Raw genomic sequence first — 26,338 nt, forward strand, 5'->3', positions numbered from 1 at the left:
TCGAGCCTGCCCGCGCCCGGTCAGCAACCGGTCAGCGTCCACTTCGGAGCCGTCTGACCTGCGGTTAAGCTGGTGCCCGTGGAGTTCGGGGTGCTCGGTCCGCTGGTGGCCGAGGACGAGCGCGGCCCGGTCGACCTCAAGGGGCGGCGGCACCGGGCCGTCCTGGCGCGGCTGCTGGTCGCCAAGGGCCGGGTCGTGCCGGTGTCGTGGCTGGTCGACGACCTGTGGGAGGACCCGCCGGACGGCGCGGTCGGCGCGATCCAGAGCTTCGTCTTCACGCTGCGCCGCGCCCTGGAACCCGATCGGCCGCCCCGCACGCCGTCGCGGTTGCTGGTCACGGCCGCGCCCGGCTACGCGCTGCTCGCCGGCGACGCCGTGGACGCGGTGCGCTTCGAGACCGCGGTGCACGAGGCGCGCGACCTGCTCGCGGACGGCGCGGCCGAGGCGGCGCTGACCTCCCTGGACGCCGCGCTCGCGCGGTGGCGCGGACCGGCCTACTCGGAGTTCGCGGAGGAGCGGTGGGCGCGGGGCGAGGTGGCGCGGCTGGACGAGTTGCGGCTGCTGGCCGTCGAGCGCCGGGCGGAGGCGGTGCTCGCGCTGGCCCGGCCCGCCGAGGCGGCGGCCGAGCTGGAGTCCCACGTGGCCGGTCAGCCGTGGCGGGAGAACGGGTGGCGGCTGCTGGCCCTCGCGCTGTACCGGTCGGGCCGGCAGGCGGACGCGCTGGGCACCCTGCGCCGGGCGCGGCGGGTGCTGGCCGACGAGCTGGGCGTCGACCCCGGACCGGACCTGCGCCGGCTGGAGGCCGACATCCTGGACCAGGCGCCGCACCTGGCCGGTGAGCCGGCCCGGACGCCCGCGCCGCGGGTGGTGGCGGATCGCCCGTTCGTGGGTCGGTCGGCCGAGGTGGCCCGGTTGGAGGACGCGGCGGCGGACGTCGTGGCCCGCGCCCGGCTGGGGTTGGCGCTGGTCTCGGGTGACGCGGGCGCGGGCAAGACGGCGCTGGCGGAGGTGGTGGCGCGGCGGCTCGCGGTGCGCGGGTGGACGACGCTGTGGAGCCGCAGCCAGGAGCACGACGGTGGCCGCTTCGTGCCTGACGTGCTCGCCGACCCCGCCACGGCTCCCGCCGAGGTCCCCGGCACGGCTCCCGCCGTCGAACCCGCCGAGGCTGCCGGAACGGCTCCCGCCGTCGAACCCGCCGGAAGGAGCGCCGCCGGTCCCGCTCCCGATCCCGCCACCGGCCCCGGTCCTGCTGCCGCTCCCGGTTCCTCTCCCGCCGCCGGTCCTGCCCTCGATCCGGTCCCCGCCCCCGCGTCCGGGCCCGCCGGTCACGACACCGGTCCGACCGGCGCCGACGCGGAACCGGCCGACCCCGTCGCGCGGCCCCTCGACCCCGCCGCCGAGCGAGCGCGGCGGCTGCGCGCCGTGGCGGCGCGCCTGACCGCCGCGGCCTCCGCCGGACCGGTGCTGCTGGTCGCCGACGACCTGCACTGGGCGGGCGAGGAGACGCTGGCCGCGCTGACCTCCCTGGTCGCCGAGCCGATACCCGCGCCGGTGCTGGTCGTCGGCGTCTACCGGGCCACGGAGGTCACCGCCGAACTCGGCGAGGCGCTGGCCCGGTTCGCCCGCGCCGAGCCGACCCGCGTCCACCTCGGCGGCCTGGACGGGCCGGCCGTGGCCGAGCTGGTGCGCGCCACCGCCTACCGGGACGTGGACGACGCCACCGCCCGCGTCGTCCACCGGCGCAGCGGCGGCAACCCGTTCTTCGTGCGCGAACTGGCCCGGCTGCTGGACGACGAGGGCGTCGAGGTGCTGTCGGCCGTCCCCGAGGGCGTGCGGGACGTCATCCGCCGCCGCGTCGCGAACCTGCCCGAGCCCGCCCGGCTCGTCCTGCGCCAGGCGTCCGTGATCGGCCACGACGTCGACCTCGACCTGCTGATCGCGCTGTCCGGCGACGAGGACGCCGTGCTGGACGCGGTGGAATCCGCGCAGCTCATGGGTTTCCTCGCGGAGCGCGGCGCGGACGAGGTGCGGTTCGCGCACGACCTGGTGCGCGACACCCTGTACGCCGACACGCCCCGGTCACGTCGCGGGCGCTGGCACGCCGCCGTCGCGGAGGCCGTCGAACGCGTCCGCCCCGACGACGTGGACGCGCTCGCGCACCACTTCCTGCGCGCGGAGAGCCGCGCGACCGCCGCCAAGGCCGCCCACTACGCCCGCGCGGCGGCGGAACGCGCCGAACAGCGGTTCGCGCCCCACGAGGCGGCGCGGCTGTGGCGGGACGCGGTCGCCGCCCACGACCGCTCCGGCTCGGACGACGTGCGGACGCGGCTGCGGTCCGTGATGGGCATGGTGCGGGCGTTGGCGGTGACCGGCGAGCTGGCCGCCGCGCGCCGGCACCGCGCCGAGGCGTTGACGGCCGCCGAACGGCTGGGCGACCCCGCCCTGACGGCGGCGGTGATCGGGTCCTTCGACGTGCCCGCGGTCTGGACCGGCAACGACGACCAGGCCATGTCCGACCACCTGGTGGAGGTCACCGAGCGCACGCTGGCCGCGCTCGGTCCCGGCGACCTCGCGACGCGCGCCCGGCTGCTGGGCACGCTGGCGCTCGAACTGCGCGGCACGGCGGGGGAGCGCGGTCGCGCGGCGGCGGCCGAGGCGGAGGCGATCGCCCGCTGGCTGGACGACCCGGCGCTGCTGGCGTTCGCCCTCGACGGCCGGTTCATGCAGTCCTTCGAGCGGGCCGGCCTCGCGCCCCGGCGCGCCGCCATCGGCCGTGACCTGCTGGCGGTGGCCACCCGGCACGGCCTGGTCGCGTCCGAGGTGCTGGCCCACCTGGTCCTCGTCCAGGCGAACGCCGCGCTCGCCCGGTTCGCCGCCGCCGACGAGCACGCCGCGACCGCCGACCGCATCGCCGAACGCCACGAGCTGCCGCTGGTCGGCGTGTTCACCGAGTGGTACGCCGCGTTGCGGCTCGCGGTCGCGGGGCGCGACGAGGAGGCGCGGACCGCCTACCGCACCGCCGCCGCGCGGCTGGGCGGCACCGGGATGTCCGGGCTGGAGGCGGGCATCCTGCCGTTCGCCCTGCTGTGCCTGGACGTCCGGGCCGGTCGGCTGCCGGATCCCGGCCGGGTGGTCGACGCGGACGAGTGGGGACCGTACCGGCCGTGGGCGGACGCGCTCGCGCACCTGGCGGCCGGTCGCCGCGCGGAGGCCCGCGCGGCGGTCCGGGACTCGCCGAGGGACCTGCTGTACGAGGCGAGGACGTGCCTGACCGCCACCGTCGCGCTCGGGGTGGCCGACCAGGCGCTGATGCGGCAGGTCTACGAGGACCTCCTGCCGGCGGCCGACGAGCTGGCCGGCGCGGCCAGCGGGCTGCTCACCCTCGGACCGGTGGCGGGGTACCTCGGCGACCTCGCCGCCGCGCTGGGCCGTCCGGCTGACGCCGAGCGGCACCGCCGGCGCGCACGGGCCCTCCTGGTCGAATCCGCGCGGGGCTGAACGACCGCCCGCGCGGAATGCCGGAAGCCCGTGCGACCGGAATTCGGTGGCGCGTTACCGGGGTTGGTAGGTCAGGCAGTTCGCGGCGTGGTCGCCCCTGCCGGGACCGACCCGCACACCGGTTGCCGTGCATTCCAGGTCGGAGTTGTGCACGCAGTCGACGCGCGAGCACGCGCCCACCTGCGCGACGACCTTCGGCAGGCCGCCCTTGGTGGACAGCGGCACGAAGGTCCCGCAGTCCGCCACGCCGTCGGCACCGCTGACGGTGATCGCGAACGCGTGGCAACCGTCGTGGTTGTACGAACAGCCGACGACGGTGCACTCGTTGACGGCGGGCATTTCTGTGGTGGTCATGGCCGCTCCTCGATCGGCGGATGTCCGGGTATATCGAGTATCGGCACGGCCATTCCAAGGTCGCAACTCGGCAGGAATCAGGTAAGGCTAACCACGCCGAATAGCGAAATGGGCTCCGGTGGTCCACCGACCACCATTCCACGCGGTTTCCCGACGGGTCCGGCGCGTGCGCCGGGCGCGACACACCGCTCGGCGGTCGCCGATCAGGTGACGCAGGGCCGGCATCGTAGGCGGGTACACACGTTCGATGGTCGCTGGATCGGGTGTTCGAGTACTCGACGTGCGTGGTGGGGGAGTAGGAGCAGTGGTGGACGAGCGCACCATCGCGGGCCGGTACCGGCTGACCGACCGGATCGGCGCGGGCGGGATGGGCGTGGTCTGGCGTGCCGAGGACACCCGGCTGCGGAGGATCGTCGCGGTCAAGGAGCTGTTGACGCGCAACGGGTTCGACCCCGACTCCACCCGGCGGGCGGTGCGCGAGGGCCGGATCGCGGCCCGGCTCCAGCACGCGAACGTCATCGCGCTCTACGACGTGATCGAGGACGAGGGCCGGCCGTGGCTGGTCATGGAGTACCTGCCGTCGCGGAGCCTGGCGGCCATCCTCGCCGACCGGGGGGCGCTGCCGCCCGACGAGGTGCGCCGGATCGGCAGGCAGCTCGCGGCCGGGCTGGCGTCGGCGCACCAGGCGGGCGTCGTGCACCGGGACGTCAAGCCGGGCAACGTGCTGGTCACCGAGTTCGGCACGGTGAAGGTCACCGACTTCGGCACCTCGCGGGTCGCCGGCGAGGGGACGCTCACCGGGTCCGGGCTGCTCGTCGGCACGCCCGCGTACCTCGCGCCGGAAGTCGCCAGGGGCGGTGAGACGGGGTTCCCGGCCGACGTGTTCGGCGTGGGCGCGACCCTGTACGCCGCGCTGGAGGGCCGGCCGCCGTTCGGGCTGGACAGCAACCCCATCCTGCTGCTGCACCGGGCGGCCGAGGGCCGGTACCCGCCGCCGAAGAACGCCGGGTCGCTGGAGCCCGTGCTGACCCGCCTGCTCGACCCGGACCCGGAGGCGCGCCCGAGCATGGCGGAGGCCGTGCGGATGCTGACCGAGGAGACGGTGGACCCGGCGACGGTGCTCGCGTCGGCGCTGCCCGTGGCCGAGGCGACCCGCGTCGTGCCGCCGGCGGACGTGGCGCCTGCCCGGCCCGCCGGTGCCGAGCCCGCCGACGCCCAAGCCGCTGACGCCCAAGCCGCTGATGCCCTGGCCGCTGATGCCCTGGCCGCTGATGCCCAGGCCGCTGATGCCCAGCCTGTCGTGACCCAGCCCGTCGACGCCGAGCCCGTCGATGCCGGGCCGACCGATGCGCAGCCCGCCGACGCCCGGCCCGCCGACGCCTCCTCGGCCGGCGCTCCTCCCGAGGTTCCCGCCGCCGTGCCGCCGCCCGCCGGAGCCGCGTCGACCGACGTGCTCGCCGCCGACGGGACCACCGTCGAGAGCCCCACCGCCGGTGACCGCGCCACCGTCCCCGCCGGGCCACCGGCCGTGCCGCTCGCGGACGCCCGCACGGTGGACACCCCGCCGGTCGACCCGACACCCACCACCGGCGAACCGGGACCGGGTCGGCGGCGGGCGGCCCTGGTCGCCGGTGGTGTCCTCGCGGCGCTCCTGGTCGTCGTGCTCGTGGTGTGGCTCAACCGGGGCGGCGGCCCGTCCACGACCGACCAGGGCACCGGCGCGAACGACGCCACCACGACCGCCGAGCAGACCGCGGGCGAGAACCCGCCGTCCGAACCGCAGCCGACGGAAACCGGGCAGACCGGGGCCGAGCGGACCACGTCCGGCACGACGCAGGTCACGACCTCTCCCCAGCCCACGACGGCTCAGCCCACGACCGCCCAGCCTGCGGCAAGCGCGGACCAGGCGCTCATCGACTACTACGCCCTGCTGCCGGAGAGGCTCGACGCCGGCTACGCCCGGCTCACCGATGCCTTCCGGGCGTCGCGCGGGCTGGATTTCGCCGGGTACCAGCAGTTCTGGGGGCAGATGCAGGACGTCCAGGTCTCCAACGTGCAGGCCAACGGCAACCAGGTCACGGCCACGGTGACCTACTTCTACAAGACGGGAGGGACGTCCTCCGAGCAGCACCGCTACGGGCTGGTCCGGGTCGGCGACGGCTGGGCCATCGACAGCCAGTCCTGAGCCCGACCGACCACGGCCGGCACGCGTTCCGCGTGCTCGGGAGGCGGTCCCCGCGGGCCACTTCCCGATCACCGGTGAGGCGGGGTCGTCGTTGTCGATGACCACGTCGGCCACCCTGGTCGGCCGCACGGCACCCCGGTACAGCCGCTGCCCCGGCAGGTAGCGCTACCGGACCACCTCCGGGGAACCGAACAGGGCGGTCTCGCGGACGAGGGCCCGGCGCAACGCCTCGGCGGGCTGACCCCCTCGGTCGGTCGCCGCGGTGCGGCCGGCCCGGAGCGGTCAGCCGCGCGGCGCGTACATGATCACGGCGACGCCGAGCAGGCAGATCGCCGCGCCCGCGTAGTCCCACCGGTCGGGGCGGAAGCGGTCCACCACCACGCCCCACGCCAGGGAACCGGCGACGAAGACACCGCCGTAGGCGGCGAGGATGCGGCCGAAGTGCGCGTCCGGCTGAAGGGTGGCGACGAAGCCGTACGCGCCGAGCGCCACCACGCCCGCCGCGACCCACAGCAGGCCGCGGTGCTCGCGGACGCCCTGCCAGACCAGCCACGCGCCGCCGATCTCGGCGACGGCCGCGAGCGCGAACAGCACGAGTGAGCGGGCGACGGTCATGATCCCGACGGTAGCCGGGGCGGCGGGCGCGGGCCGCGTGCGCGGGGTGTGATCCGTCCGGTCGAGACCGCAGTTTTGCGGTTCCGCGACGTATGGTCTGTCGGCACCGCACGCACGACCAGGCAGGAGCACCACGACCGTGGCGAAGACCGTCGACCCCGCGCGCGTCGAGCAGGACGCGCGCACCCGTTTCGCCGACCTGGACGCCGCCGCGCCGGCCGCGCGCGACGACCGGGGCGTCGAGCACGCGCCCGGCGAGCGCTACGTCGACATCCTCCGCCGCGCCCGCCTGATCGCGATCAGCGACGGCCTCGCGGACGCCGTCCTCGCCCGCCTGGCCGCGGCGGGCGTCGAGGCGGTGACCGACCGGGTGCGCGTCGACCCGGCCGAGGACGACCGGCAGGTCATGGCGATCGCCGGGACGGTCGGTGGAACGCCCGCGGTCGTGCCGCTGCGGCCCGGTGGGACGACGCTGCGCGCGTACCCGGCCGGGCCCGACACGACGCTCACGGGTCCGCCGCTGGTGATCGTCGAGGGGGTCGCGCGGGAACCGGACGGCTGGGTGGGGGCCGCCGCGATCGCCGACGCGCTGGCCGAGCACCTGCGGTAGTCGAGCACGCGTGCTCAGTCGCGTGGTCGCCAGCGCTTCCACAGTGCGGACGCCTCGGCGCGCGGCTTGCCGTCCCACACGAGCGAGACGTCCACCGTCATCTGCGCCTCGGACACCTCCCGCAGGGACGCCCGCAGCTCCACCGCTTCGGTCAGCGGCGAGGGCCGCAGGTAGCGCACGTCCAGCCCGGCCGTCACGTACGACAGCGCGGCGTCACCGAGCGGTTTCCAGCCCCGCCGGTCGGCCTCCAGCATCACGGCGGCGGCGCTGTGGCAGTCCAGGACCGTGCAGATGATGCCGCCGTTGAGGAACCCGAGCCCGTTGTCGTGCGCGGGCCACGGCGTGAAGGTCGCGGTCACCACCCCGTCCTCGCCGGGGTAGCTGCGCAGGCGCAGCCCGTCGTCGTTCGCGTGGCCGCAGCCGAAGCACGGCAGGGTGGGGTAGAGGCGTTCCTGGATGCTGTCCACGGAGTCCAAAGTAGGTGGACGCACGTGGTGCCCGTGATGGGGTCCGGCACGCCGCGGAGGTGATCCGCGCCACGCGAAGCCTCAAGGCACGCCGACCACCACGCCCGCCGGCACCACGCCCGCCGGCACCACGCCCGCCGGCACCACGCCCGCCGGCACCACGCCCGCCGGCACCACGCCCGCCGGCACCACGCCCGCCGGCACCACGCCCGCCGGCACCACGCCCGCCGGCACCACGCCCGTCCGCATCGTCCCCCGGCCGGCACCACGCCCACCCGCGCCATCCCCGCCCGCGCCTCACCCGGCCGGCACGCCGCGGCGACCTCGCGGTTGTGGCCGACCAGTCCCATGCCGCCCCTCGCTCGTCGGATCGCGGCCGATCACGGTCGGTGCGCGGCGCGGCCGTCGTCGGCCGGCGGTATGACGAGGCGCCATCCTGGCGGCTTACCGCACCCCGCCGGCTTGCAATCGGGCAAAACGGGTAAGTCCACAGGCATGAGGACGGGTCGAGTGGCGGTGTTCGCGCCGTCTCCGCAGTTGACGGTGACGGTGGAGGTGCTGGATGACGCTCCCGACATCCACATCCACGCTGGGGGCCAAGGGGTGTGGGTGTCCCGGATGATCGAGTCCCTGGGTGTCGACGTGGTGCTGTGCGCGGCGCTGGGCGGTGAGACCGGACAGGTGTTGCGGCACTTGGTGGACGTCCGGTTGAAGGCGCGCGACGTCACCGCGCGCAACGGGGCCTACGTGCACGACCGGCGCGACGGCGTGCGCGACCCCCTCGTCGTGATGCCCGCGGACCCGTTGTCCCGGCACGAGTTGGACGACCTGTACGAGATGACGCTGGTGGAGGGGCTCAACGCGGGCGTGGCCGTGCTCAGCGGTCCGGCCGAGGGCGACGAGCCGGTGCCGGACTCGGTCTACGAGCGGCTGGCCAAGGACCTGGGCGGCAACGGGTGCCAGGTGGTCGTCGACCTGTCCGGCGGCCGGCTCGCCGCCGCGCTGGAGGGCGGGCCGACGGTGGTGAAGGTCAGCCACGAGGAGCTGGTGTCCGACGGCCTGGCGGAGTCCGACTCGCTGCCGGACCTGGTGGCGGCGTGCGAGCGGATGGCCGGTTCCGGCGCGCGTGCGGTCGTGGTGTCGCGGGCCGCCGAGGCGACGCTGGCGATGGTCGACGGCGGTTTCGCGCTCGTGAGCGCCCCGAAAATGTCCACTGTGGACACCCGTGGCGGTGGTGACTCGATGACGGCCGGGCTCGCCGCCGCGCTCGCGCAGGGCAAGTCCCTGGAGGACGCCGTGAAACTCGGCGCGGCGGCGGGCGCGGTGAACGTGATGCGGCACGGGCTCGGTTCCGGTAGTGGTGACGTGGTGCGCGAACTCGTCGGACGGGTGCGGCTGGAGCGGTGGGAGGGCGACCGGTGAGGGTGCTGATCACCAACGACGACGGCATCGACTCGCCGGGGCTGGCGGCCCTGGCGCGCGGTGCGGTCGACCACGGGTGGACGGTGGTGGTCGCCGCGCCCGCGGCGGAGTCCAGCGGCACCAGCGCGGGCCTGACGGCCGCCGGCGACGAGCGCCGGGTGCGCGTGGAGCGCCGGGACCTGCCCGGACTGCCCGGCGTGCCGGGCTTCGCGGTCGCGGCGCACCCCGGCCTGATCGCCCTGGCGGCGTCGCTGGGCGCGTTCGGCGACCCGCCCGACATCGTGCTGTCCGGGGTGAACCGCGGCGCGAACGTCGGCCGGGCGGTGCTGCACTCCGGCACCGTCGGCGCGGCGCTGACCGCCGCCATCAACGGCGCGCGCGCGATGGCCGTGTCCCTCGACGTGGGGCTGGAGGTGGACGTGGAGCACCACTGGGACACGGCCGTCGCGGTGGCGAGCGGGTTGTTCGACCGGCTCGCGGCCCTGCCCGCCGGTGCGGCGCTGAACCTCAACGTGCCCAACGCCCGCGAGGCCGCCGCGCCGCGCCGGGCGACGCTGGCCGAGTTCGGCGCGGTGCGGAGTCGGATCGAGGAGACCGACGACGGCTCGATCACCCTCGCCGCGGTCTTCGTCGAGGGCGAGCTGCCGCCCGGCAGCGACGCCGCGCTGCTCGCCGAGGGCCACGCGACGCTCACGCCGCTGCGCTCGGTGACCGAGGACCCGGAACTCGACCTCACGGTGGTCTGACCGGTCGGCCTCGGGCGGCGGCGTTGGCGCCGGTGTTCGCGGGTGGCCGTCGTGCCGTTCGGCGGCGGGGCAACGGGGATGACCGGTTGGTCTGTGGACTGTCCGATGTGGAAATGCGGCCGAGTCGCAGGTCAGCGCACACGGTGATGACGCACGTGGAGACGTGCTGTGCAAGCGCTGCCTGCGCGACCAGCCCGCGGAGGCCCGGGGCCACTGGGCCGCGACCTGCTCCACACCCGCCCGCGCCCGCGCGAAGCCGAACGTGTCGCATGGCGAGGGTTCGACTTTTCGGCACCGGACCTGACAGGCTGGACCCCGAACGGTGCCCGACCGGACGACCCGGTCGGGCCGCCGGGTCCACATCCGTGGAAATTCCGTCGGCGCGGTGGTCGAAACGAGAGATGGATTACTTCGCGTCGCGCCCGGGATCGGAGGCCGGATCGGCGAGGATGGCCACGTGAACCAAGCTCGGAAAACCGCGGCTGTCTGGTCGGAGCTGTCGACCGGACAACTGTCGGAGCAGGTGCGACTGACCGTGAAGGCCCACGACGCGCGGGCGCGGGCGCTCTGGGCGGTCGTCGCGGAGGACCCGGTGCTGGTCGCGCGGGTGCGCGGGGCGCTCGCGGGGCTGAAGGCGGAGTTCCGCGGCCACCGCGACGAGGTGATGTGGCTGCTGTGGATCAACCAGGCCCAGCAGCAGCTCACGCCGTCCCACCCGGAGCCCGTCGAGGCGGCGGCCGCCGCGCCGAGGACGGCGGAGCCCGAAGCCCTTCCGCCGGCCGCGGAGCACGCGGAACCCGGCCCGGACCGGTCGGCGCACGACCTCACGCCGTCGGCGGTGGCCGTGGAGGAGCACCGGCCGGAGCGGGCGGCCCGCGACATCCCGGTGATGCTCTTCCAGGAGCCGCCGTCCGCGACCCGGTGACCGGGGGCCCGTCGCCGATCGGGCGGGACGTGACCGGAGGGCGGGCCGCCGACCCGGCCGGACCGGTGACCGTGCTGGTCACGGGCGTCCAGGCGGCAGGCAAGTCGACGGTCGCCCAGCTGCTGGCCGAGCGCCTGCCCCGCTCGGTGCACCTGCGCGGCGACCTGTTCCGGCGGATGGTGGTCAACGGCCGCGCGGACATGACGCCCGACCCGTCCGAGGAGGCGGTGCGGCAGCTGCGGCTGCGCCACCGGCTGACGGCGCGCACGGCCGACGAGTACCGCGAGGCGGGCTTCACGGTCGTCGTGCAGGACGTCGTCCTCGGCCCGCACCTCGGTGAGCTGGTCGGCTGGGTGCGGCACCGGCCGCTGCTGGTCGTGGTGCTCGCGCCCCGGCCCGACGCCCTCGCCGCGCGCGAGGCGGCACGGGCGAAGCACGCCTACGACGAGTGGACGGTCACCCTGCTCGACCGCGTCCTGCGGGAGGAGACGCCCCGGCTCGGGCTCTGGCTGGACACCTCGGAGCAGACGCCGGAGCAGACCGTCGCCGAGATCCTGGACCGCGCCTGGACCGAGGGCCGGGTCACCTGACCGGGGCCGGTCCGGCGCCCTTGGGCCGCCGCACCTTGACCAGGTCCATGTCGGTGGCCGAGGCGCGCAGGTCGCGGAAGTCGACGCCGAACTCCTCCACGGCACGGGCCGCGAGCGCCAGCGCCCGGTCGCACACCGCCCGGTCGGTCGCGGCCACCTCCGCGCGCAGTTGCACGCGGAAGCTGAAGAAGTCGAGGGTCCGGTCGTAGGACAGCGCGCCCTCCTCGGAGAACCCGTTGGTCAGCACGCCGTGCCGGTCGACGGCCGCGAGCAACCGGGCACGCCCGGCCTCGTCCAGGTCGGTGAACCGGCCGCGCACCAGGACGCGGTAGGTGTGATCGGTCATCGCGCCCACTTCCCCGAGGATGTCGCGCCATGATCGGCGAACCGCACCGCCACCGCAATCGATATGACGCCCGCCACGGTGCCCGCGAGCACCCGGCCCGCGCCGGCGTCAGACCAGCACGCCGGTGGTCGTGAGCAGCACCGCGAGCGCGGGCAGGAAGTTGTTCACCTGGTGCGCGACGACCGAGGCCAGCAGGTTGCCGGTGGACATCCTGGCCAGGCCGATCGGCACGGACAGCACCAGCAGGAGTGGCGTGCGCAGCAGCTCCAGGTGCGCCACCGAGAACACGGCGGTCGTCACGGCGAACACCACCCACCGGTGCCACCCGAACCGCTCCAGCGCCCGCCACAGCACGCCCCGGAACAACACCTCCTCGGCCAGCGGCGCGACGAGCCACACCACCAGGAACGCGAGGCCCGCCGCGAGCGGCTCCAGCTGCCTGCCCGCGAACGCGTCGCCGACCGCCGAGTTCTCGTCGCCGCCCACCCACGCCGACCACAGCGCGGCGGCGGGGATGGTCAGCAGCAGGCCGCCCGCCCCGTACGCCAGCCCGGTGCCCAGGTCGCGCCGGCGCCACGCGACCGCCAGCTCGCGGCGCACCCGGCCCGGCCGCGGACCACCGCCGAGCAGCGCGGTCCCGGCCACGGCCACGAGCGCCGCCGTCGACGTCGGCACCGCCAGCAGGGTCAGCAGCGGCCACGGCGGCAACCTGCCCTCCAGCAGCTCCGGGTCGTCCAGCGCGAACGGCACCAGCACCAGCACGGCGGCGACCACGCTGACCGCCTCGGCCACGAGGAACACGCCCAGCAGCAGGAGGCCCCGGCGGGGCTGCCGGACGGTCGGCGGCACCGCGGCGGACGGCCGGGACGGCGTCACGGCACCACCCTGCCCGACCGGACACCCGAGCGAGGCATCGCGCGGCGCGGGCGCGTGCCGCGAGCGGAGGACGGCGGCATCATCGGGCCGCCCCGTGGGAACACCTTGGCTCATGCGCGATGAACCGGCTCGATCGAGGACCACCGGCGCGCCCGGCCGGTCGACGTTCCCCGGCCGCCTGCTCGCGGCGGTCGGCGTGGCACTGCCCGGCGCGCTGCTCGGCGCGGCCGACTACCTGGGGTGGCCGCACCCGGAGCCGTCCCCGCCACTGGCCGCCGCCGTGTTCGGGGTGGCGATCGTCGGCGCGGCGTTCGTGCTGTCCTGGGCGGCCGAGGCGGCGCAGGTGGACATCGGCGCGGGCCTGGCGATCGCCGTGCTGGCGGTGCTCGCCGTGCTCCCGGAGTACGCGGTGGACCTGGTGTTCACCTACCAGGCCGGCCGGCACTACGCCGAGCACGGCGCGTGCGGGCAGGCGGGTGGCGCGGACCCGTGCTCGCTGGCGCTGGCGAACATGACCGGGGCCAACCGCATCCTGGTCGGCCTGGGCTGGCCGCTGGTGGTGCTGGTGGCGACGGTCTCGGCGGTGCGGGCGCGCAGGCGCAGCGAGTCGGCGAAGCCGGGCCGGGTCGCGCTGGCCCCCGCGATGTCCGCCGACGTGGTCTTCCTCGGCCTGGCCACGCTGTACTCGCTGACCCTGCCGCTGCGCACGTCGTTGACGCTGCTCGACGCCGCCGTCTTCGTCGGCATCTTCGCCGCCTACGCGTGGCGGCTGTCCAAGGCGCCCGCCGAGGAGCCGGACCTGGTGGGGGTGGCCGCCTGGGTGGGCGGCAAGCCGACCCGCGCCCGGCGCGGCCTGGTGGTCGGCCTGTTCGCGGTCGCCGGGCTGGTCATCCTGACCACCGCCGAGCACTTCGCCGAGAACCTGGTCCGGACCGGCGGCCTGCTCGGGGTCGACGAGTTCCTGCTGGTGCAGTGGGTCGCGCCGCTGGCCAGCGAGTCGCCCGAGCTGATCGTCGCCTGCCTGTTCGCGGCGCGGCTCAAGGCGTCCGAGTCGCTGGGCACCCTGCTGTCCAGCAAGGTCAACCAGTGGACGCTGCTGGTCGGCACGATCCCGGTGGTGTTCGCGCTGTCCGCCGGCACCACCGACGGTCTGCCGCTGGACGACCACCAGCGCCTGGAACTGCTGCTCACGGCCGCGCAGTCGCTGTTCGCGGTGGCGATCCTGGCCGACCTCGGGCTGACCGCGATCGGGGCGGTGAGCCTGCTCGCGCTGTTCGGCGTGCAGTTCACCGCGAGCCTCACGCTGCCCGACGACGCCAACCGGGTCGTGATCGTCGTGCTGTCCGCCGCGTACGCCCTCCTGGCGGCACTGCAAGTGCTCCGCCACCGGCACGACGTCACCCGGACCGTTCGCGACGGGCTGCGGACGCCGTTCCCGGAGCTGATCCGGCAGTCGCCCGGCCGGGACTCGTGAACCCGGCCGGCGCGGCGTCACCGCCCGACACGCCCGCCGCCCTCGTCGCCCTCCTCGACGTGCATCGCCCGCTGCTCGGGCCCGGCGGTGTAGTCGGAGCCCGCCTCCTCGGCGATCTCGGTGGCCTCCACGTCCGCGGACGACCCGACGTCATCCGGACGGGTGAACTGCGGACCGCGCGTCCCGCCCGTGCCCGGCTCGTCCACCCGCTCGTCGGCCCACGCCACGCCCTCCAGCCCCTCCTGCTGCTCGGACCGGGGTTCCCCGTTCGCCATCCGCCGCGCTCCTTCCCTGACCCGAGAGAGACGCCGCCACGTGGGGCGGCGTCCCGGAGGCGACACCTCCGGGACGCCTCGACTACCCCGACGGCCGCTCGGAAAACCCCGGCGGGCCGGGCGTGGTGCGCCCGGCCCGCCGGTGCCCGGCCACGACGGCGTAGCGGATGATGACCTGCCGATCGCGAAGTCGATCGGGCGGTGACGCCATCGGCCGGGCCCGACCCGCGCCGAGGCGCGACCCGCGTTCCGCGAGCCGGTCGGAAGGACACCCGTGCCGCATCCCCTCGGCGCACCAGGCCCGCCCGTCGCGCCCGTCCGGCGCACGGGGCACGGCCGCGCGCCCGCCCACCACGGCGAGATCCTCCAGGGCGTCTTCGAGGACGCGGGCGGGCGGCTCCGGCACGGCCTGGTGACGCTTCCCATGCCCGGTCACGGCAGCCGGGCGAGCTTCACCCCGCACGACGCGCCGGGCGTCACCGTCGAGCCGGCGGGCCTGGCGAAGTCGACGGCGGCGGCGGAACTCGCGCTGCGGCACGTGTTCCCGGCCGACGACCGGCCGCGCGGCGGGGTCCTGCGGGTGGCGCACGACGTCACACCCGCCGTCGGCCTCGGGTCGTCCACCTCGGACGTCGTCGCCACGATCCGCGCGGTGGCCGACTGCGCGGGCGTCCGCCTGCCCGAGGCCGCCGTCGCCCGGCTCGCCGTGGCCGCCGAACGCGCCTCCGACCCGATCATGGTCGAGGACCGGGTCGTCCTGTTCGCCCAGCGCGACGGCGTCGTCGTCGAGACGCTCGGGCCACGCCTGCCGCCGCTGGTCGTCGTCGGCGTCGACACCGACGGCTCCGGCCTCGGCATCGACACCCTGTCCCGCCCGCCTGCCCGCTACGAGGCCGGGGAGGTCGCGGCGTTCCGGGTGCTGCGCGCGGCGCTGCGCCAGGCGGTGCTGTCCGGTGACGCCGCGTTGCTGGGCCGCGTCGCCACCGCCAGTTCGCGCGTCAACCAGCGCTTCGGGGGTGCGGCCGGTTTCGCCGAGCTGGTCGAGGTCTGCCGGGCGGTCGGAGGGGTGGGCGTCCAGGTCGCGCACAGCGGAACCGTCGCGGGCGTCCTGTTCGACGGCACCGCGCCTGCCGCGGACCTGGCCGAACGCGTGGACCGGTGCGAACGGCTGCTGGCCCGGCGCGGCCTCGCGCACCGCGTCACCTTCGCCACGCCCGGTCGCCCGCACGGCCACCGGAACCCCGCGTCGGCGTCGTGAGGAGGGGGAGAGCCGCCCGCGGCCTGCGCAGAACAGGCCGCGGGCACTCCCCGGCGACACGCGGGGAGCGAGCCGGGCGTCGCCAAACCCCTGCGACGACGTCACCCGCCCTCGGCGCCGAACGGGCCCAGACCGCTCGGCACGACCGATCCTGTCGGCCCACCGCACCTCCGGCCCAATCCCATTCGGCTATCACACCGCACCACATCGGTCCGACGGGTGACGGCGTACGGCATCCGGTGGCCCCCGGACCCGCACCACTGCGGTCACGGGCGGCCGAAGCGGGCCCTCGCACTACCGACGGTGCGCGCCCGCCGGCGAAACAGGTGAACCCGCGCCGAGGACGTTCCCGCGCCGAGGGCGGCGGCACTAGCGTCTGCGTCGACCGGTTGTCGATCATGTCGGAGGTGTCGGATGGGTTGGGCACGCAGGTTGGTCGGGCGCTCCGCGGCGGTGCTGTCCCTCGTCCTGGCGACGACCCTGGTCGGCGTCGCCCCGGCACAGGCGGCGGGGACGGGCCTCACCGAGTGCTCCGCCGAGCAGTACCACGACGACCGCCGCCTGGGCCCCGAACGCCTGCCCGCGCTCGGCGCGGTCGGCGTGCAGCTGCTGGGGTACAGCCGCACCGGCTACCGCTCCGAGGAGCAGTTCCTCTCGACGTACTACGACACGGCGGCGAACTCGTGGCGGTACCCGCCGAAGGACGGCTACCTGCTGACGCCGGCCGGTGAGCCGGTGAAGTGGCAGCAGGAACTCCACGCGGGCCGACGCATCGACCGCTACGGCAGCGAGTACGGGGCATTCCTGGCCCCCGAGGGCCTGCCGTACACGACCCGCTCGATCCCGCCGCAGAACCTCACGGGCACCCCGGCGGAGAACTGCAACTACCACGTGTACCGGGTCGTGAAGCCGTTCCAGGTCGACGCGGGCCTCATCGCGCCGTGGTTCTACCAGGTCGGCGGCGGCATCCAGTACCAACTGCGCGGCTCCCTGGTCCCCGGCGCACCCGAACGCCTCAACGTCCTGTGGCTCCTGGACAACGGCTACCTGCAACGCCTCCGCTGACGCCCGAGCCCAGCGACGCGACAGCACCGACCACCCGCGCCACGAGTGGTCATCAAGGGCGAACAGCGACCCCCGCGTCGAGACCATGCTTCGGCCCCGTCGCTTCGGAACACGCGTGCTCGGGGAGAGAGGGTGCGGTCTTCGGGCCGGGCGCGGGGTTTCGTTGTCGCCATACGCATACAGGCGTCGGGGCAAGGGCTGGTGCCGGGATCAGGTTTGGAGCAGGGAGGTGAGGGTCTGGCCCTCCACCTCGTGGCGGTCGGGGAGCTTGTGGGCCGGGATCGGGTCGAGGCCGTCGGTTTCCGCCGGGGTCACGCCGAGTTCGGTCACGCGGTCGATGGACTGCCGCACGTACTTCGCCACCCGGTGCGCGTCGGTCTCGGTCAGGTCGGGTGAGTTGAACACGGCGACCACCGCGCGGTTGCGGAGGTCGCGGTGGGTCTCCGGCAGCCCGTGCAGGTACGCGGTCACCGCTTCCCGGCGCAGGCGTTCCAGTTCCGGGAAGCTCCAGTCGTCGCGCTCCTCCCGGCACTCGACGCGCAGGACCAGGAAGTCGTAGCCGGTGAGCAGGCCCCGCGGGCCGTGCAGCCGACCGTCCACGATCGTCAGCGGACCGGGCAGGGCGTCGGGCGAGCCGCTGACCACCGCCAGGTGGCCGGGCCGCAGCACGTTCCCGCCGCCGCCCGGCGAGGTCATCGCCCAGTGCACGCCGAGCACCGGGTCGTCGCCGTGGGCCGCGAGCACCGCGTCGACACCGGTGGACACCTTCTCGGCGATCGTGGCCGCCGTCGACAGCGGCGGGCCGATCAGCGGCGCCAGGCCGCCGGCGATGGTCACCGCCGTCTCCAGGGGACCGCCGGACGAGGCGCGGTACAGCGCGGCCTCGACCTCGACCGTGCCGCCGGCGTACGGGATCAGCGCGGTCATCGGGTAGTCCAGGTACGCGCCCGGCGCGGTGAGCGAGGCGCCGGGTCGGGTGAAGCGCGTGAACGGCGTGGCCTCGCTGCCCAGGAACGACAGCGTCACGCCGCCGTGCAGCGCCGGGAAGTGCTCCCGGCCCCAGCTGACCCGCTTGGCCAGGAAGCCCTCCACCAGCCACAGCCGGAGGTAGCCCTGGCCCGCCACGACCGGCCGCCCGTCGGGGTCCGGGAAGAACTCGACGGTGATGTGCTCGGCGTTGGCGGCGAACCAACCCCGCACGCGGTCGCGCATACCGGTCACTGGGTCTCCTCGTGGTCGATCCGGCGGTGGAAGAGGATGAGGTCGAGGCTCGCCGGCGTGGTGCCCGCCGACCCGGTCTCGGCCGCCGCGACCAGGTCCCTGATCTCGGCGAACGCCGACAGCACGGCCCGCGTGCCCGGCGTCCCGTGCGCGGCGACCCCCCAGATCAGCCGCACCACCCGGAGCGCCAGGTCGTCGGTCAGCGGTGGGACGACCAGCACGGTGCCCACGCCCCGGTCGACGGCGGCCACCGCGCAGCGCACGAAGTCGGCCCGCGTCTCGTCCAGCGGCAGCGGCCCGTGGTCGACCGGCTCGGCCTGGAGCACGACCACGCCGGTGGGGCGGCTGGTGGCCTCGTCGATGTCCAGCAGCACCTCGCGGTCGGCGGCGCGGCTGCCCCTGGCGTAGCCGTCGTCGTCGCCGGTCCAGTCGCGGACGCGGAACTGGGGCCCGGCGGTGGTGGTGACCGGTGTCCCGACGAGGTGCAGCAGGAGCCGGTCGGCGGTCGCGTCGTGGCGAGACCGCTCCGGTTCGAGGTGCGCGGGGCCGTGGAAGGTCGCGACGGACGCGTTCCGGCGCTGGTCCGGCGGCCGGCGGCGGCCACCGGTGTGGACGCGGAACACCAGGGGCCGCGCCGCCCACCTCGACCGGGCCCGGCCGATCCACTGCTCCCACGCCAGGACCTGGAGGTCGCGCTGGACCTCCAGGGCGACCGGGTGGTGGACGCGCAGCGTCGCGACCGGCGAGCTGCGCGCCTTGACGTCCACCTCGGCCACGGGCGCGGGCGCGTCGTCCTCGGGCAGCCGCCGCCGCCCCAGCGACACCCACTTCGTGTAGTTGGCCAGCCGGCGCAGCCGGTTCGACGCGCCGCCGTCGAACTCGTCGAGCAGGACGGCGTCCACGGTGGTCAGGTCGACCCGCCCGGCCGACGTCGACCCGACCGCGACGACGTCCACCGGTGTGAAGTCCCGATCGCCCACCAGGTGGACGAGCAGGGCGCTGACGGCCGCCGCCGCGTAGCCGCCGACCATCACGTACGCCGCCCACTGCGGCAGCGCCGTGACGAACAGGGCCGTGAGGAGCGGCAGCGCCACCAGGGCGACCAGGCTCGGGAGGTGGTGTGCGGCCAGGTCCGCGGTGATCGCCCGGAAGAGGTTCCTCGCGGCGGTGCCCACGCCGATCGACTCGACCGGTGCGCGCTCGGCCGAGGTCTCGGACCTGGCCCGGCGGTCCAGGCGGGCGGCCAGCGTGGCGGCCTGGTCGGCGGCGTCGTGGTCGCCCGCCCCGCCGAACTCCTCCCGCGCGACGCGCAGCAGGTTCGCGCCGCGCGCGGGCGCGGCGAGACCGCGCACCTCGCCCGCCGCCAGGGCCACGACGCCCCGCGCCCGCGCGGTGTCCGGTATGACCGGGTGCAGCAGGTCGTCGGTGGCCAGCACGGCCGCCTCCCACGCGTCGAGGTGGTCGGCGGGCTGCCAGTCGGGCGGCTCGGGCGGCTGCGACTCGGGCGCGCACCGCCAGTAGCCGTACGCGCTGCCCAGCAGCGGGCGGGCCGGTTCGGCGTCGTCCACCAGCCGCCGGACGAGCCACGCCTCGTCGCGCACGCGCGGCGTGCCCTCGTGCGCCAGCCGCACGACGGGCGCCCACTCCGTGGTCCGGTGCCGTCGGCACAGCCGCAGCAGGGCCAGTTCGCAGTACTCCACGACCCGCGCGTCCTCGCCGCTCGCCACCGCCGCCCGGCGATGCCTGCCGAGCAGGTCGGCCGCCACCCAGGGCCGGCCCGCCGCGCTGAGCGCGTCCGCCACCGCGAGCACCCACGGCCGGCCGAGGCCGAAGTGCAGCCAGCCCGTGTCGCTCCAGGAGTGGTGCGGCAGCGGCACGGCCAGCGACTTCACCGGCACGACGCCGTGGCACAACTCGTAGTCGAGGGTGGCGGCGATGAGCCGGTCGGCGTCGACGTCCTCCTCGCCGCGCCGCAGCGCGTCCGCCCGCCACGGTCGCCAGGTGGCCTCGGGCAGCGGCTCGCCGCCGTAGAGGGCGACCAGCACGCGCATGAGCCGGGCCCGGTCGAGCAGGCCGCGCGGGGCGACCCAGTCCCGCTGCTTGGCGGGCTCCCGCGCGCCCTCCAGCAGCTCGACGGCGCGCGCGGCCAGGGGCGCGGGGTCCGTCGGCCTGCCCCGGCGCAGCACCAGGCCGCAGCGCAGGATCAGCGCGTGCGCGGCGATCTGCGGCACCGGGTGGTCGCCCAGCGCGGACAGGAGCCGGTCGACGGTGGCCGCGTGGGCGTCGGCGACCGGGGGGTGCGCGACGGCGGTGTCGAGCGCGGCGAGCACCGAGTCGGCGATGTCGGGCCGGCCGAGCGCCCGGCCCGCGAGGTCGTTCCAGTCGGCGGCCTCGACGCGGTGCCCGGACGCGAAGCGGCCGAACTGGGCGCGCAGCGCGAGCGACTCCCGCTGCCCGGCGAGCGGGTGGTGCGGCGCGCTGCGCTGGACCTCCGTCCACAGCTCGGCGAGACCCTGCCGCTGCCCGGTGTGCACCCGCGCGGCGGCCTGGGTCGCCAGCACGGCGGCCAGCACGCTGCCGGGTGTGGGCCGCTCGGCCTCGACCGCGGCGATCCGCGACGTCACCTGCATCGCCCAGCCCCACTCGTCGTGCCGGGTGACCCGCCGGTCGATGCCCTCCCACAGCGCCGCGGCCTCGTCCGACGGCAGCAGCCGCATCGCCGCCTCGACCGTCTCCGCCGCCACGTCGGACAGCTCGGTCTGCTCGATCACCGTCGCCGCGTCGCGCCCGAGGCGGCGCTCGTCGAGCGGCGCGCCGAGGTCGCCCGTGCCGAGCACGTTGCGGATGCGGTCGCGGATGTGCTCGTCCACCTCCACGACACCCGGCCTGCCGTCCGGGTTCAACCGGACGACGTTGATCCACTCCTGGGCGGCCAGCCCGTCGAACGCGGCGCCGGGTTCGACGCCCGCGCGGCGCAGCGCGGGGCTGATGAGCGGCAGGTCGAACCGGCCGAGCGCCACGGCGGCGGGCAGCGCGGCGAACACCGCCGGGTCCTGGACGCGCGCGACGATCCGGCGCTCGATGTAGGGGTCGCCGGGCGCGTCGAGCAGGTCGCCCGCCACCAGGTCCCCGTCGCTGCGCACCCAGGAGCAGTAGCTCTCCAGCTCGAACGGGTTGTACCGGTCGGTGCCGCGCACCGCCGACCGCTCCAGCAGCGCGGGGCGCAGGGCGTCGGGCACCGACCGGGAGTCGAGGAACCGGTCCGCCTCGGCGGCGGTGAACCCGGCGATGCGCAGCACGCTCACGTACGGGCGGGGCCGCAGCCGGGGACCGCCGTAGCGGCGGGAGTCCGGCGGCACCAGCCACCGGCGGCCGGCGAACACGACGCGCACCTGCGGCACCCGCTCGTGCAGCCGTTCCAGCAGGTCGAAGGTGCGGTCGATGGCCGGCGCGCTCACGCCCGGCGCGTACAGCTTGGCCAGCTCCTCGCAGGTGTCGAGGACCAGCACGACCGGTCGGCCCGTCTCCTCGACCAACCGGGCGAACCGCTCGACCGCGCCCGCGACCAGGGTCCGCGCCTGCCCGGCGTCGGGCTCGGGTCTGGCCAGCTCCTCGTGCAGCGCCTCGGCGGTGTCGTGGACGGACCGGTGGTAGTGCTCGGCCGACCGGGACGGCGCGAAGCCCAGGAGCTGGTCGGTCAGCGCGACCAGCAGCTCCACCGGGCGCTGCTCGGGGTAGCGCGGGTCCAGGTGGTCGAAGTCGACCCTGGCGACGGGGAACGGCGCCAGGCCGTGCTCCTCCGCGAACCGCCCCGACGCCAGGTAGCGCAGCACCATCGTCTTGCCCACCCCGGCGTCGCCCATGAGGTGCAGGGCCCACGGCGCGCCCGGCGGCGCGTCGTCCGGGGTGGCGACGAGCCGCCGGATGGCCTCCTCGATGTCGGCGCGCCGGAAGTAGCCGCGCAGGTGGTCCAGGTCGTCGGCGGTGCGGTACTCGCGGTCCAGCCGCCACTGCGCGCGGGTGACCGCGCCTTCCAGCGTCCCGCCGATCACGTCGCTGACCAGGCGGGCGGTGGCGACCGTCGCCGCCGCCGCCGGCACGTCGCCGGTGCCGAGCAGGCCGTCCACGCGGTCCAGCAGGGACCGGCCGGACGGGTCGTGCTGGAAGCGCCGCACGGCCAGCCACAGCCGCAGCTGCGGGTCGTCCGGCCGCAGCCCGTCGACCAGCCGGCACAGCGCCTCGTACTCGGCCTGGAGGGCGCGCCCGAGCCGCTCCCGCAGGTGGTCGCCGATCTCCCGCCGGTAGCGGCTGCGGATCCAGAAGGTCTCGCCCGGCTGGTCGAGGTCCGGCCCGAGGTCGGAGCTGTCGATGCCGCGCTCGATCAGCCCGGCCCGCTCCAGCCGCTCGACCAGCCGGGGGAAGCCGTCGGCGGTCGTCAGGCCGAGGTCGGCCGCGAGGGCCCGGTTCCACCGCGGCAGCAGGCTCGCCCGGCACAGCGTGCGGACGTCGAACTGCCGCAGCGAGTGCTCCCACGCCTCCTGGCCGAGGGCGGCGAGCCCGCGCCGGAGCCGGTCGCCGAGCCCCTCGGACCCGCCCGCGCCCGACACCCCGGAGCCGCCCTCGCCGCGCCCTTCGGCCCAGCCCTCGCCGAGCCCCCCGGTCCGGCCCCCGCCCGGCCCGTCGGTCACGAGTACCGCTCCTCGTAACGGGTCCACGCCGCGTGGTCGTCCCCGGTGACGAAGACCTCGAAGTGCTCCAGCATCTCCGCGACCCGGTACAGCACCGGCTCCCGGACCACCGTCGGCCTGCCCTCGAAGAACTTGAACGCCTGCACGAAGTCGTCGTAGCGGGCCTTGGGCAGCGCCGCGTAGACCGTGCCGCCGTCACCCGCCCGCGGTGACGGCGGGTTCAGCAGCACCCACTGGAACCCGATCACGCCCTCGTCCACCGGCAGCGGGCCGAGCTGGGGGAACACGTGCCCCGGCATGTTCGCCATCCGCTCGCTGAACGACCGGACCGCGGCGCCGCTCGCGACGCCCGTGGACGCGGTGAACACCACCGGCACCGGCCGGGCGCGACTGCCGAAACCGTTGCGGCCGGCGGCTTTCAAGTGGTCGAGCAGGTCGCCGACGACACCCCAGCGGTGGATCTCGTCCGCCAGCACCACCACCCGGCTGTGCGGTCCGAACGGCTCGGCGAGGTCCTCCGCCGCGACCGCCAGCGTCTCCAGGTCGGCGGTGAGCATCGTCGTGGCCACGCCCCAGTCCAGCGGGACGGCGTCGGCGGCGAACCGCGCCTTGGCGGCGTAGAAGGCCATCCTGGCCGCGTAGGCGGCCCGGCCGGGGTCCTCGGCGGCGGCTTCCGCCGGGTAGTGCGGTTCGAGCAGCCGGAACCGGGGCACCGGCAGGTCCAGTTCGGTGGCGAGGATCGCCATGCAGTCCAGCACCGCGCCGAGCATCGCGCGCAGGTCGCTCGGCGACTTCGTCGGGTCGAACGGCCCCAGCAGCAACGGCAGGTGCCCGCGTAACAGGAGCATGTAGCCCAGCTCCCGCAACAGGCGGGTGCCGCCCATCCCGGAGATGTCGTCGCCGATCGCGCCGATCACCGACAGCCTGCGGTTGACCTCGTCGGCGAACAGGTCGTCCACCAGGTCCAGGATGCTCGTGCGGCCGATGAACAGCGGCCACTCGCGCAGCTTGAGGCTGTCGGCGATCTCCACGATGCGCCGCGCCTTGGCGTCCACCGGCCGGAACGACGACGGCACCGACTCGGACAGGAACAGCGACGGCATCGCCCAGTCCAGCTGGTCGCGCGGGCTGGACGAGTCCAGCAGCGCCGCCCGCCTGCCCTGCGCCGCCGCCACGGCGAGCGGCGTGCCGTCACCGATGGCCTCCACGAGCCGCCGCGTGTAGAGCCGGCACGCCTGCTCGCTGACCTCGCCGGAGACGGCGGACACGATGGGTATGCCCTGCTCGACCAGCTCGGCGGCGAGCGGGCCACCGCCCGGCGCGGCGGTGGACCCGGAGCCGCAGGCGCTCAGCACGACCGCGAGCGGGCGGCGCGCGCCGGTCAGCGCGGGCACCAACTGCTCCGCGGTGACCTGCTCGCCGTCGCCGAGGACGATGCTGCCGCGGCCGTCCACGGAGTCGCCGTGCGCCACGATGTGGACCAGGTCGGGGCGGAACCCGGTGCAGTGGTCGGTCAGGCTCTTGACGGTCACGGTCTGCGCGGCCTTCGCCGAGCAGACGCCCCGCGCGTCGAAGCCGCGCAGCAGCCCCATGAACATCGCGCCCGGCCGGATGACCTCGTCGACCATCGAGCCGCCCACCGCGAACAGCACGCGCGGCGTCCGCTCGATGGTGTGCACGGCCCCGGTCTCGACCGGCACCAGCCGGGTGATCGCGACCAGCAGGTCCGGGTCGGCGGCCAGCGGCGCGCGCCCGTCGTGCATGGCCTCCCACACCAGCCGGTGCAGGTCGGTCTGGTCGACCGGCCACCGCAGCGCCAGCTCGACGCCGCGCGCGGCGCACACCGCCTGCGCCGTGCGGATGCGCTCCCACACCGGTCCCAGCAGCCCGGCGAACAGCCACTGCCCGTACCGGCGGACGTCGCCGTCCACCGTGGACCGCCGCCTGATCCGGTCGAGCAGCCGCGCCAGTTCGACGGCCTCGACCGGCGCGGCGGGCACCCGGCACGCCTCGCCGCCGACCTGGACCCGGACCGCGGCCAGCTCGTGCTCCGCGTCGACGCCCGCACCGCGGACGCGCACCGACCACCCCGGACCCGCCGTCGACGGCGTGAGGTCGACGACCACCCTCGGCAGGGTCATCGGACGCCGTCCTCGGCCAGCAGCCGGTCCGCCAGCCGGTCGGCCAGCCCGGTCGCCGAGCGGTCGGGCCGGCGGGCGAGGACGCCGGGCGCCCCGCTGCCGGCGAGCGCGCGCACGAGGGCGCGGTGCAGCCCGGCGAGGTCGTCGGCGGCGCCCGCCGAGCGGTAGCGGCGCACGCCGGCGGCCAGCAGGACCCGCGGCGCGGATCGGGTGTCGATCGGCGTGAGCACGGGGTTCGCGCGGCCCAACTGGGCGGCCCACCTCTCGATGCGGCGTGGGTTCGACAGGACGTCCCGGTCGGCCAGCGAGCGTAGCGGGTACCCGGCGACGGGAAGGTCCAAAAGCGCGGACGCGATGCCCGGCAACGCCCGCGCGTGCGCCAACGCCCGCTCCCGCGCGGGCCCGCCCGACCCGGCGAGCCCGACGAGCCACCGCTCCGCCTCGGCCGCGCCGAACAGCGACCCGCCGCCGGCCCCGTCCGCCTCGGCCGCGCCGGACACCGCCCCGCCGCCGGCTCCTCCCACCGCACCCGTGCCGAACGCCGACCCGACGCCGGTCCCTCCCGCCGCGCCCGTGCCGAACGACGGCCACACCTGGGGTCCGGCGTCCAGCGCCCGCGCACCCCGCAGCACCTCGCCCAGCAGCGCGAGCCGCACCACCGGCGCGGGGTACGCGCCGACCGGCCGCAGCAGGTGCCCGGTCGACCCGAACGCCAGCTCGCCCACCGCCCACCCGGCGGCCTCGCCGACCATCAGCACCGAGAACGCGTCGGCGAACACCTCGCCGCTCCACGTCGACCACTCCCGCCCGAGGCCCGGCGGAGCGGCGGACGCCAGGGCCTCCACCACCGGCACCGTCAGCCCCAGGTCGTGCTGCACGTGGTGGCCGGTCTCGTGGGCGGTGACGACCAGCCACCACGCCTCCCGCGTCGCGTTCTCCGGCAGGGCGACGAGGGGCACCGGCAGCTCCGCGACGAACGCCGCCAACGGGTCGTCGCCGGCCACCCGGAAGTCGCTCGGCACCGGGCAGCGCCGCACGGAGTGCCCCGCGGACGCGCCGTCGACGAAGCACAGCGGACCGGTGGGCGGCGCGAGGTCCGCCGCGACGAACGGCTCCTGCCAGCAGCTGCGGGTGACCTCGTCGGCGGCCCGCAGCAGCCCGGCGTGCGGCCGGCCGTCGAGCCGCTGGTCGTACTTCTCCGCGTACCACTCGAACAGGCCGCGCACGAGGGACACCCGGCCGTCCAGCCGGCGGCACCGCTCGTAGCACTCGCCGGGGTCGGCGACCGGCGTCGCCGACGCCTCCGCGAGCCGGTCGAGCATCCGCAGCAGCACGGTCTCCAGCACGTCGAAGTGCCCGGTGAACCGCCGGAACGCCCGGTCCGCGCGCCGCTCGGCGAACCACCGCCCGATCCGGGAGCGCAGCGCGGCGAGGGCGTCCGCGCTGCGCCGCAGCCGGACCGGCACCGGGTCCGGGCCGATGTCCCACGGTGTCGGCGGGGCCGTTCGCTGACCGTCCATCGACTTCTCAGTCGGTGGACCGCCACGTTCGGTTACAGCCCTGAATCCGCCGAACGGGTGAT

Annotated in this window: 21 protein-coding genes; 10 read left to right on the forward strand and 11 right to left on the reverse strand. The window is 75.9% G+C overall.

The genetic code is table 11. The features are described 5' to 3' along the window. Positions 1-78: 78 nt before the first annotated feature. Positions 79-3,498 (forward strand): ATP-binding protein, encoded by a 3,420-nt coding sequence (locus C8E97_RS14840; RefSeq protein WP_121011530.1) that lies wholly within the window; start codon positions 79-81, stop codon positions 3,496-3,498. A 54-nt stretch (positions 3,499-3,552) separates the two neighbouring features. Here C8E97_RS14840 and C8E97_RS14845 read toward each other — a convergent pair whose 3' ends face one another. Continuing rightward, positions 3,553-3,852, reverse strand: coding sequence for a DUF1540 domain-containing protein (locus C8E97_RS14845; RefSeq protein WP_121005957.1), 300 nt, complete (start codon positions 3,850-3,852; stop codon positions 3,553-3,555). 307 nt (positions 3,853-4,159) lie between these two features. Here C8E97_RS14845 and C8E97_RS35320 point away from each other — a divergent pair, with 307 nt between their 5' ends. Beyond that, positions 4,160-6,037: a serine/threonine-protein kinase gene (locus C8E97_RS35320; protein WP_246018895.1), complete on the forward strand. Its 1,878-nt coding sequence runs from the start codon at positions 4,160-4,162 to the stop codon at positions 6,035-6,037. Positions 6,038-6,319: 282 nt separating this feature from the next. On the opposite strand, the gene C8E97_RS14855 is transcribed toward C8E97_RS35320, so the two are convergent. Beyond that, complete coding sequence (locus tag C8E97_RS14855) at positions 6,320-6,652, reverse strand: YnfA family protein (protein WP_121005959.1); 333 nt, start codon at positions 6,650-6,652, stop codon at positions 6,320-6,322. A gap of 139 nt (positions 6,653-6,791) precedes the next feature. On the opposite strand from C8E97_RS14855, the gene C8E97_RS14860 reads away from it, so the two are divergent. Beyond that, positions 6,792-7,262 (forward strand): hypothetical protein, encoded by a 471-nt coding sequence (locus tag C8E97_RS14860; protein ID WP_121005961.1) that lies wholly within the window; start codon positions 6,792-6,794, stop codon positions 7,260-7,262. 14 nt (positions 7,263-7,276) lie between these two features. Here the strand turns inward: C8E97_RS14860 and C8E97_RS14865 are convergent, their stop codons facing one another. Together C8E97_RS14865 and C8E97_RS34555 are read right to left on the reverse strand one after the other, a co-directional pair. Further along, positions 7,277-7,729 (reverse strand): PaaI family thioesterase, encoded by a 453-nt coding sequence (locus C8E97_RS14865; RefSeq protein WP_246018896.1) that lies wholly within the window; start codon positions 7,727-7,729, stop codon positions 7,277-7,279. Between the two features lie 81 nt (positions 7,730-7,810). Next, complete coding sequence (locus tag C8E97_RS34555; RefSeq protein ID WP_170211855.1) at positions 7,811-7,978, reverse strand: hypothetical protein; 168 nt, start codon at positions 7,976-7,978, stop codon at positions 7,811-7,813. Positions 7,979-8,224: 246 nt separating this feature from the next. Between C8E97_RS34555 and C8E97_RS14875 the strand changes: the two genes are divergently transcribed. The 4 genes from C8E97_RS14875 to C8E97_RS14890 all read left to right on the forward strand — a co-directional run bounded on the left by C8E97_RS14875 (position 8,225) and on the right by C8E97_RS14890 (position 11,412). After that, positions 8,225-9,151, forward strand: a complete 927-nt coding sequence (locus tag C8E97_RS14875; RefSeq protein WP_121005965.1) for a PfkB family carbohydrate kinase — start codon at positions 8,225-8,227, stop codon at positions 9,149-9,151. Further along, the gene (gene surE, locus C8E97_RS14880; RefSeq protein WP_121005967.1) at positions 9,148-9,897 is read left to right on the forward strand and encodes a 5'/3'-nucleotidase SurE; all 750 of its coding nucleotides are present in this window, start codon (positions 9,148-9,150) and stop codon (positions 9,895-9,897) included. Before C8E97_RS14875 ends, surE begins: the two co-directional genes overlap by 4 nt. Positions 9,898-10,420: 523 nt before the next feature. Next, positions 10,421-10,822: a hypothetical protein gene (locus tag C8E97_RS14885; RefSeq protein WP_121005969.1), complete on the forward strand. Its 402-nt coding sequence runs from the start codon at positions 10,421-10,423 to the stop codon at positions 10,820-10,822. 29 nt (positions 10,823-10,851) lie between these two features. After that, complete coding sequence (locus C8E97_RS14890; RefSeq protein ID WP_246018897.1) at positions 10,852-11,412, forward strand: AAA family ATPase; 561 nt, start codon at positions 10,852-10,854, stop codon at positions 11,410-11,412. Here C8E97_RS14890 and C8E97_RS14895 read toward each other — a convergent pair. Next, positions 11,405-11,758, reverse strand: coding sequence for a DUF6204 family protein (locus tag C8E97_RS14895; RefSeq protein ID WP_121011537.1), 354 nt, complete (start codon positions 11,756-11,758; stop codon positions 11,405-11,407). The genes C8E97_RS14890 and C8E97_RS14895 overlap by 8 nt on opposite strands. 108 nt (positions 11,759-11,866) lie before the next feature. Next, positions 11,867-12,634, reverse strand: coding sequence for a CPBP family intramembrane glutamic endopeptidase (locus C8E97_RS14900; RefSeq protein WP_170211856.1), 768 nt, complete (start codon positions 12,632-12,634; stop codon positions 11,867-11,869). A 112-nt stretch (positions 12,635-12,746) separates the two neighbouring features. Here C8E97_RS14900 and C8E97_RS14905 point away from each other — a divergent pair, with 112 nt between their 5' ends. After that, entirely contained in the window at positions 12,747-14,108 is a 1,362-nt protein-coding gene (locus tag C8E97_RS14905) for a sodium:proton exchanger (protein ID WP_121005973.1), read from the forward strand. A 17-nt stretch (positions 14,109-14,125) separates the two neighbouring features. On the opposite strand, the gene C8E97_RS14910 is transcribed toward C8E97_RS14905, so the two are convergent. Beyond that, positions 14,126-14,383 carry a hypothetical protein gene (locus C8E97_RS14910; protein ID WP_121005975.1) on the reverse strand — a complete coding sequence of 86 codons (258 nt, stop codon included), beginning with the start codon at positions 14,381-14,383 and terminating at the stop codon, positions 14,126-14,128. A gap of 274 nt (positions 14,384-14,657) precedes the next feature. On the opposite strand from C8E97_RS14910, the gene C8E97_RS14915 reads away from it, so the two are divergent. Next, positions 14,658-15,641 carry a GHMP family kinase ATP-binding protein gene (locus tag C8E97_RS14915; RefSeq protein ID WP_121005977.1) on the forward strand — a complete coding sequence of 328 codons (984 nt, stop codon included), beginning with the start codon at positions 14,658-14,660 and terminating at the stop codon, positions 15,639-15,641. 414 nt (positions 15,642-16,055) lie between these two features. After that, the gene (locus C8E97_RS14920) at positions 16,056-16,706 is read left to right on the forward strand and encodes a TNT domain-containing protein (RefSeq protein WP_121005979.1); all 651 of its coding nucleotides are present in this window, start codon (positions 16,056-16,058) and stop codon (positions 16,704-16,706) included. 210 nt (positions 16,707-16,916) lie between these two features. On the opposite strand, the gene C8E97_RS14925 is transcribed toward C8E97_RS14920, so the two are convergent. From C8E97_RS14925 to C8E97_RS14940, 4 genes are read right to left on the reverse strand one after another with little or no spacing between them, the layout of a single operon-like run. Then, positions 16,917-17,927 (reverse strand): hypothetical protein, encoded by a 1,011-nt coding sequence (locus C8E97_RS14925; protein WP_147455119.1) that lies wholly within the window; start codon positions 17,925-17,927, stop codon positions 16,917-16,919. Beyond that, the gene (locus C8E97_RS14930; RefSeq protein ID WP_170211857.1) at positions 17,924-22,615 is read right to left on the reverse strand and encodes an ATP-binding protein; all 4,692 of its coding nucleotides are present in this window, start codon (positions 22,613-22,615) and stop codon (positions 17,924-17,926) included. The genes C8E97_RS14925 and C8E97_RS14930 overlap by 4 nt, the downstream gene beginning before the upstream one ends. Then, a complete protein-coding gene (locus C8E97_RS14935) occupies positions 22,612-24,756 on the reverse strand; it encodes a CHAT domain-containing protein (protein ID WP_121005985.1) in 2,145 nt (714 codons plus the stop codon). Before C8E97_RS14935 ends, C8E97_RS14930 begins: the two co-directional genes overlap by 4 nt. Then, complete coding sequence (locus C8E97_RS14940; protein WP_121005987.1) at positions 24,753-26,276, reverse strand: hypothetical protein; 1,524 nt, start codon at positions 26,274-26,276, stop codon at positions 24,753-24,755. The genes C8E97_RS14935 and C8E97_RS14940 overlap by 4 nt, the downstream gene beginning before the upstream one ends. Positions 26,277-26,338 lie beyond the last annotated feature (62 nt).

The sequence above is a fragment of the Saccharothrix australiensis genome, from assembly GCF_003634935.1.
GTDB lineage: Bacteria > Actinomycetota > Actinomycetes > Mycobacteriales > Pseudonocardiaceae > Actinosynnema > Actinosynnema australiense.

What these genes read in the sequence shown, in the direction of transcription:
- C8E97_RS14920 (WP_121005979.1), top strand. Translation starts at nt 16,056, where the DNA reads ATGGGTTGGGCACGCAGGTTGGTCGGGCGCTCCGCGGCGGTGCTGTCC.
- C8E97_RS14940 (WP_121005987.1), bottom strand. Translation starts at nt 26,276, where the DNA reads ATGGACGGTCAGCGAACGGCCCCGCCGACACCGTGGGACATCGGCCCG.
- C8E97_RS14895 (WP_121011537.1), bottom strand. Translation starts at nt 11,758, where the DNA reads ATGACCGATCACACCTACCGCGTCCTGGTGCGCGGCCGGTTCACCGAC.
- C8E97_RS14855 (WP_121005959.1), bottom strand. Translation starts at nt 6,652, where the DNA reads ATGACCGTCGCCCGCTCACTCGTGCTGTTCGCGCTCGCGGCCGTCGCC.
- C8E97_RS34555 (WP_170211855.1), bottom strand. Translation starts at nt 7,978, where the DNA reads ATGCGGACGGGCGTGGTGCCGGCGGGCGTGGTGCCGGCGGGCGTGGTG.
- C8E97_RS14875 (WP_121005965.1), top strand. Translation starts at nt 8,225, where the DNA reads ATGAGGACGGGTCGAGTGGCGGTGTTCGCGCCGTCTCCGCAGTTGACG.
- C8E97_RS14935 (WP_121005985.1), bottom strand. Translation starts at nt 24,756, where the DNA reads ATGACCCTGCCGAGGGTGGTCGTCGACCTCACGCCGTCGACGGCGGGT.
- C8E97_RS14905 (WP_121005973.1), top strand. Translation starts at nt 12,747, where the DNA reads ATGCGCGATGAACCGGCTCGATCGAGGACCACCGGCGCGCCCGGCCGG.
- C8E97_RS14845 (WP_121005957.1), bottom strand. Translation starts at nt 3,852, where the DNA reads ATGACCACCACAGAAATGCCCGCCGTCAACGAGTGCACCGTCGTCGGC.
- C8E97_RS14910 (WP_121005975.1), bottom strand. Translation starts at nt 14,383, where the DNA reads ATGGCGAACGGGGAACCCCGGTCCGAGCAGCAGGAGGGGCTGGAGGGC.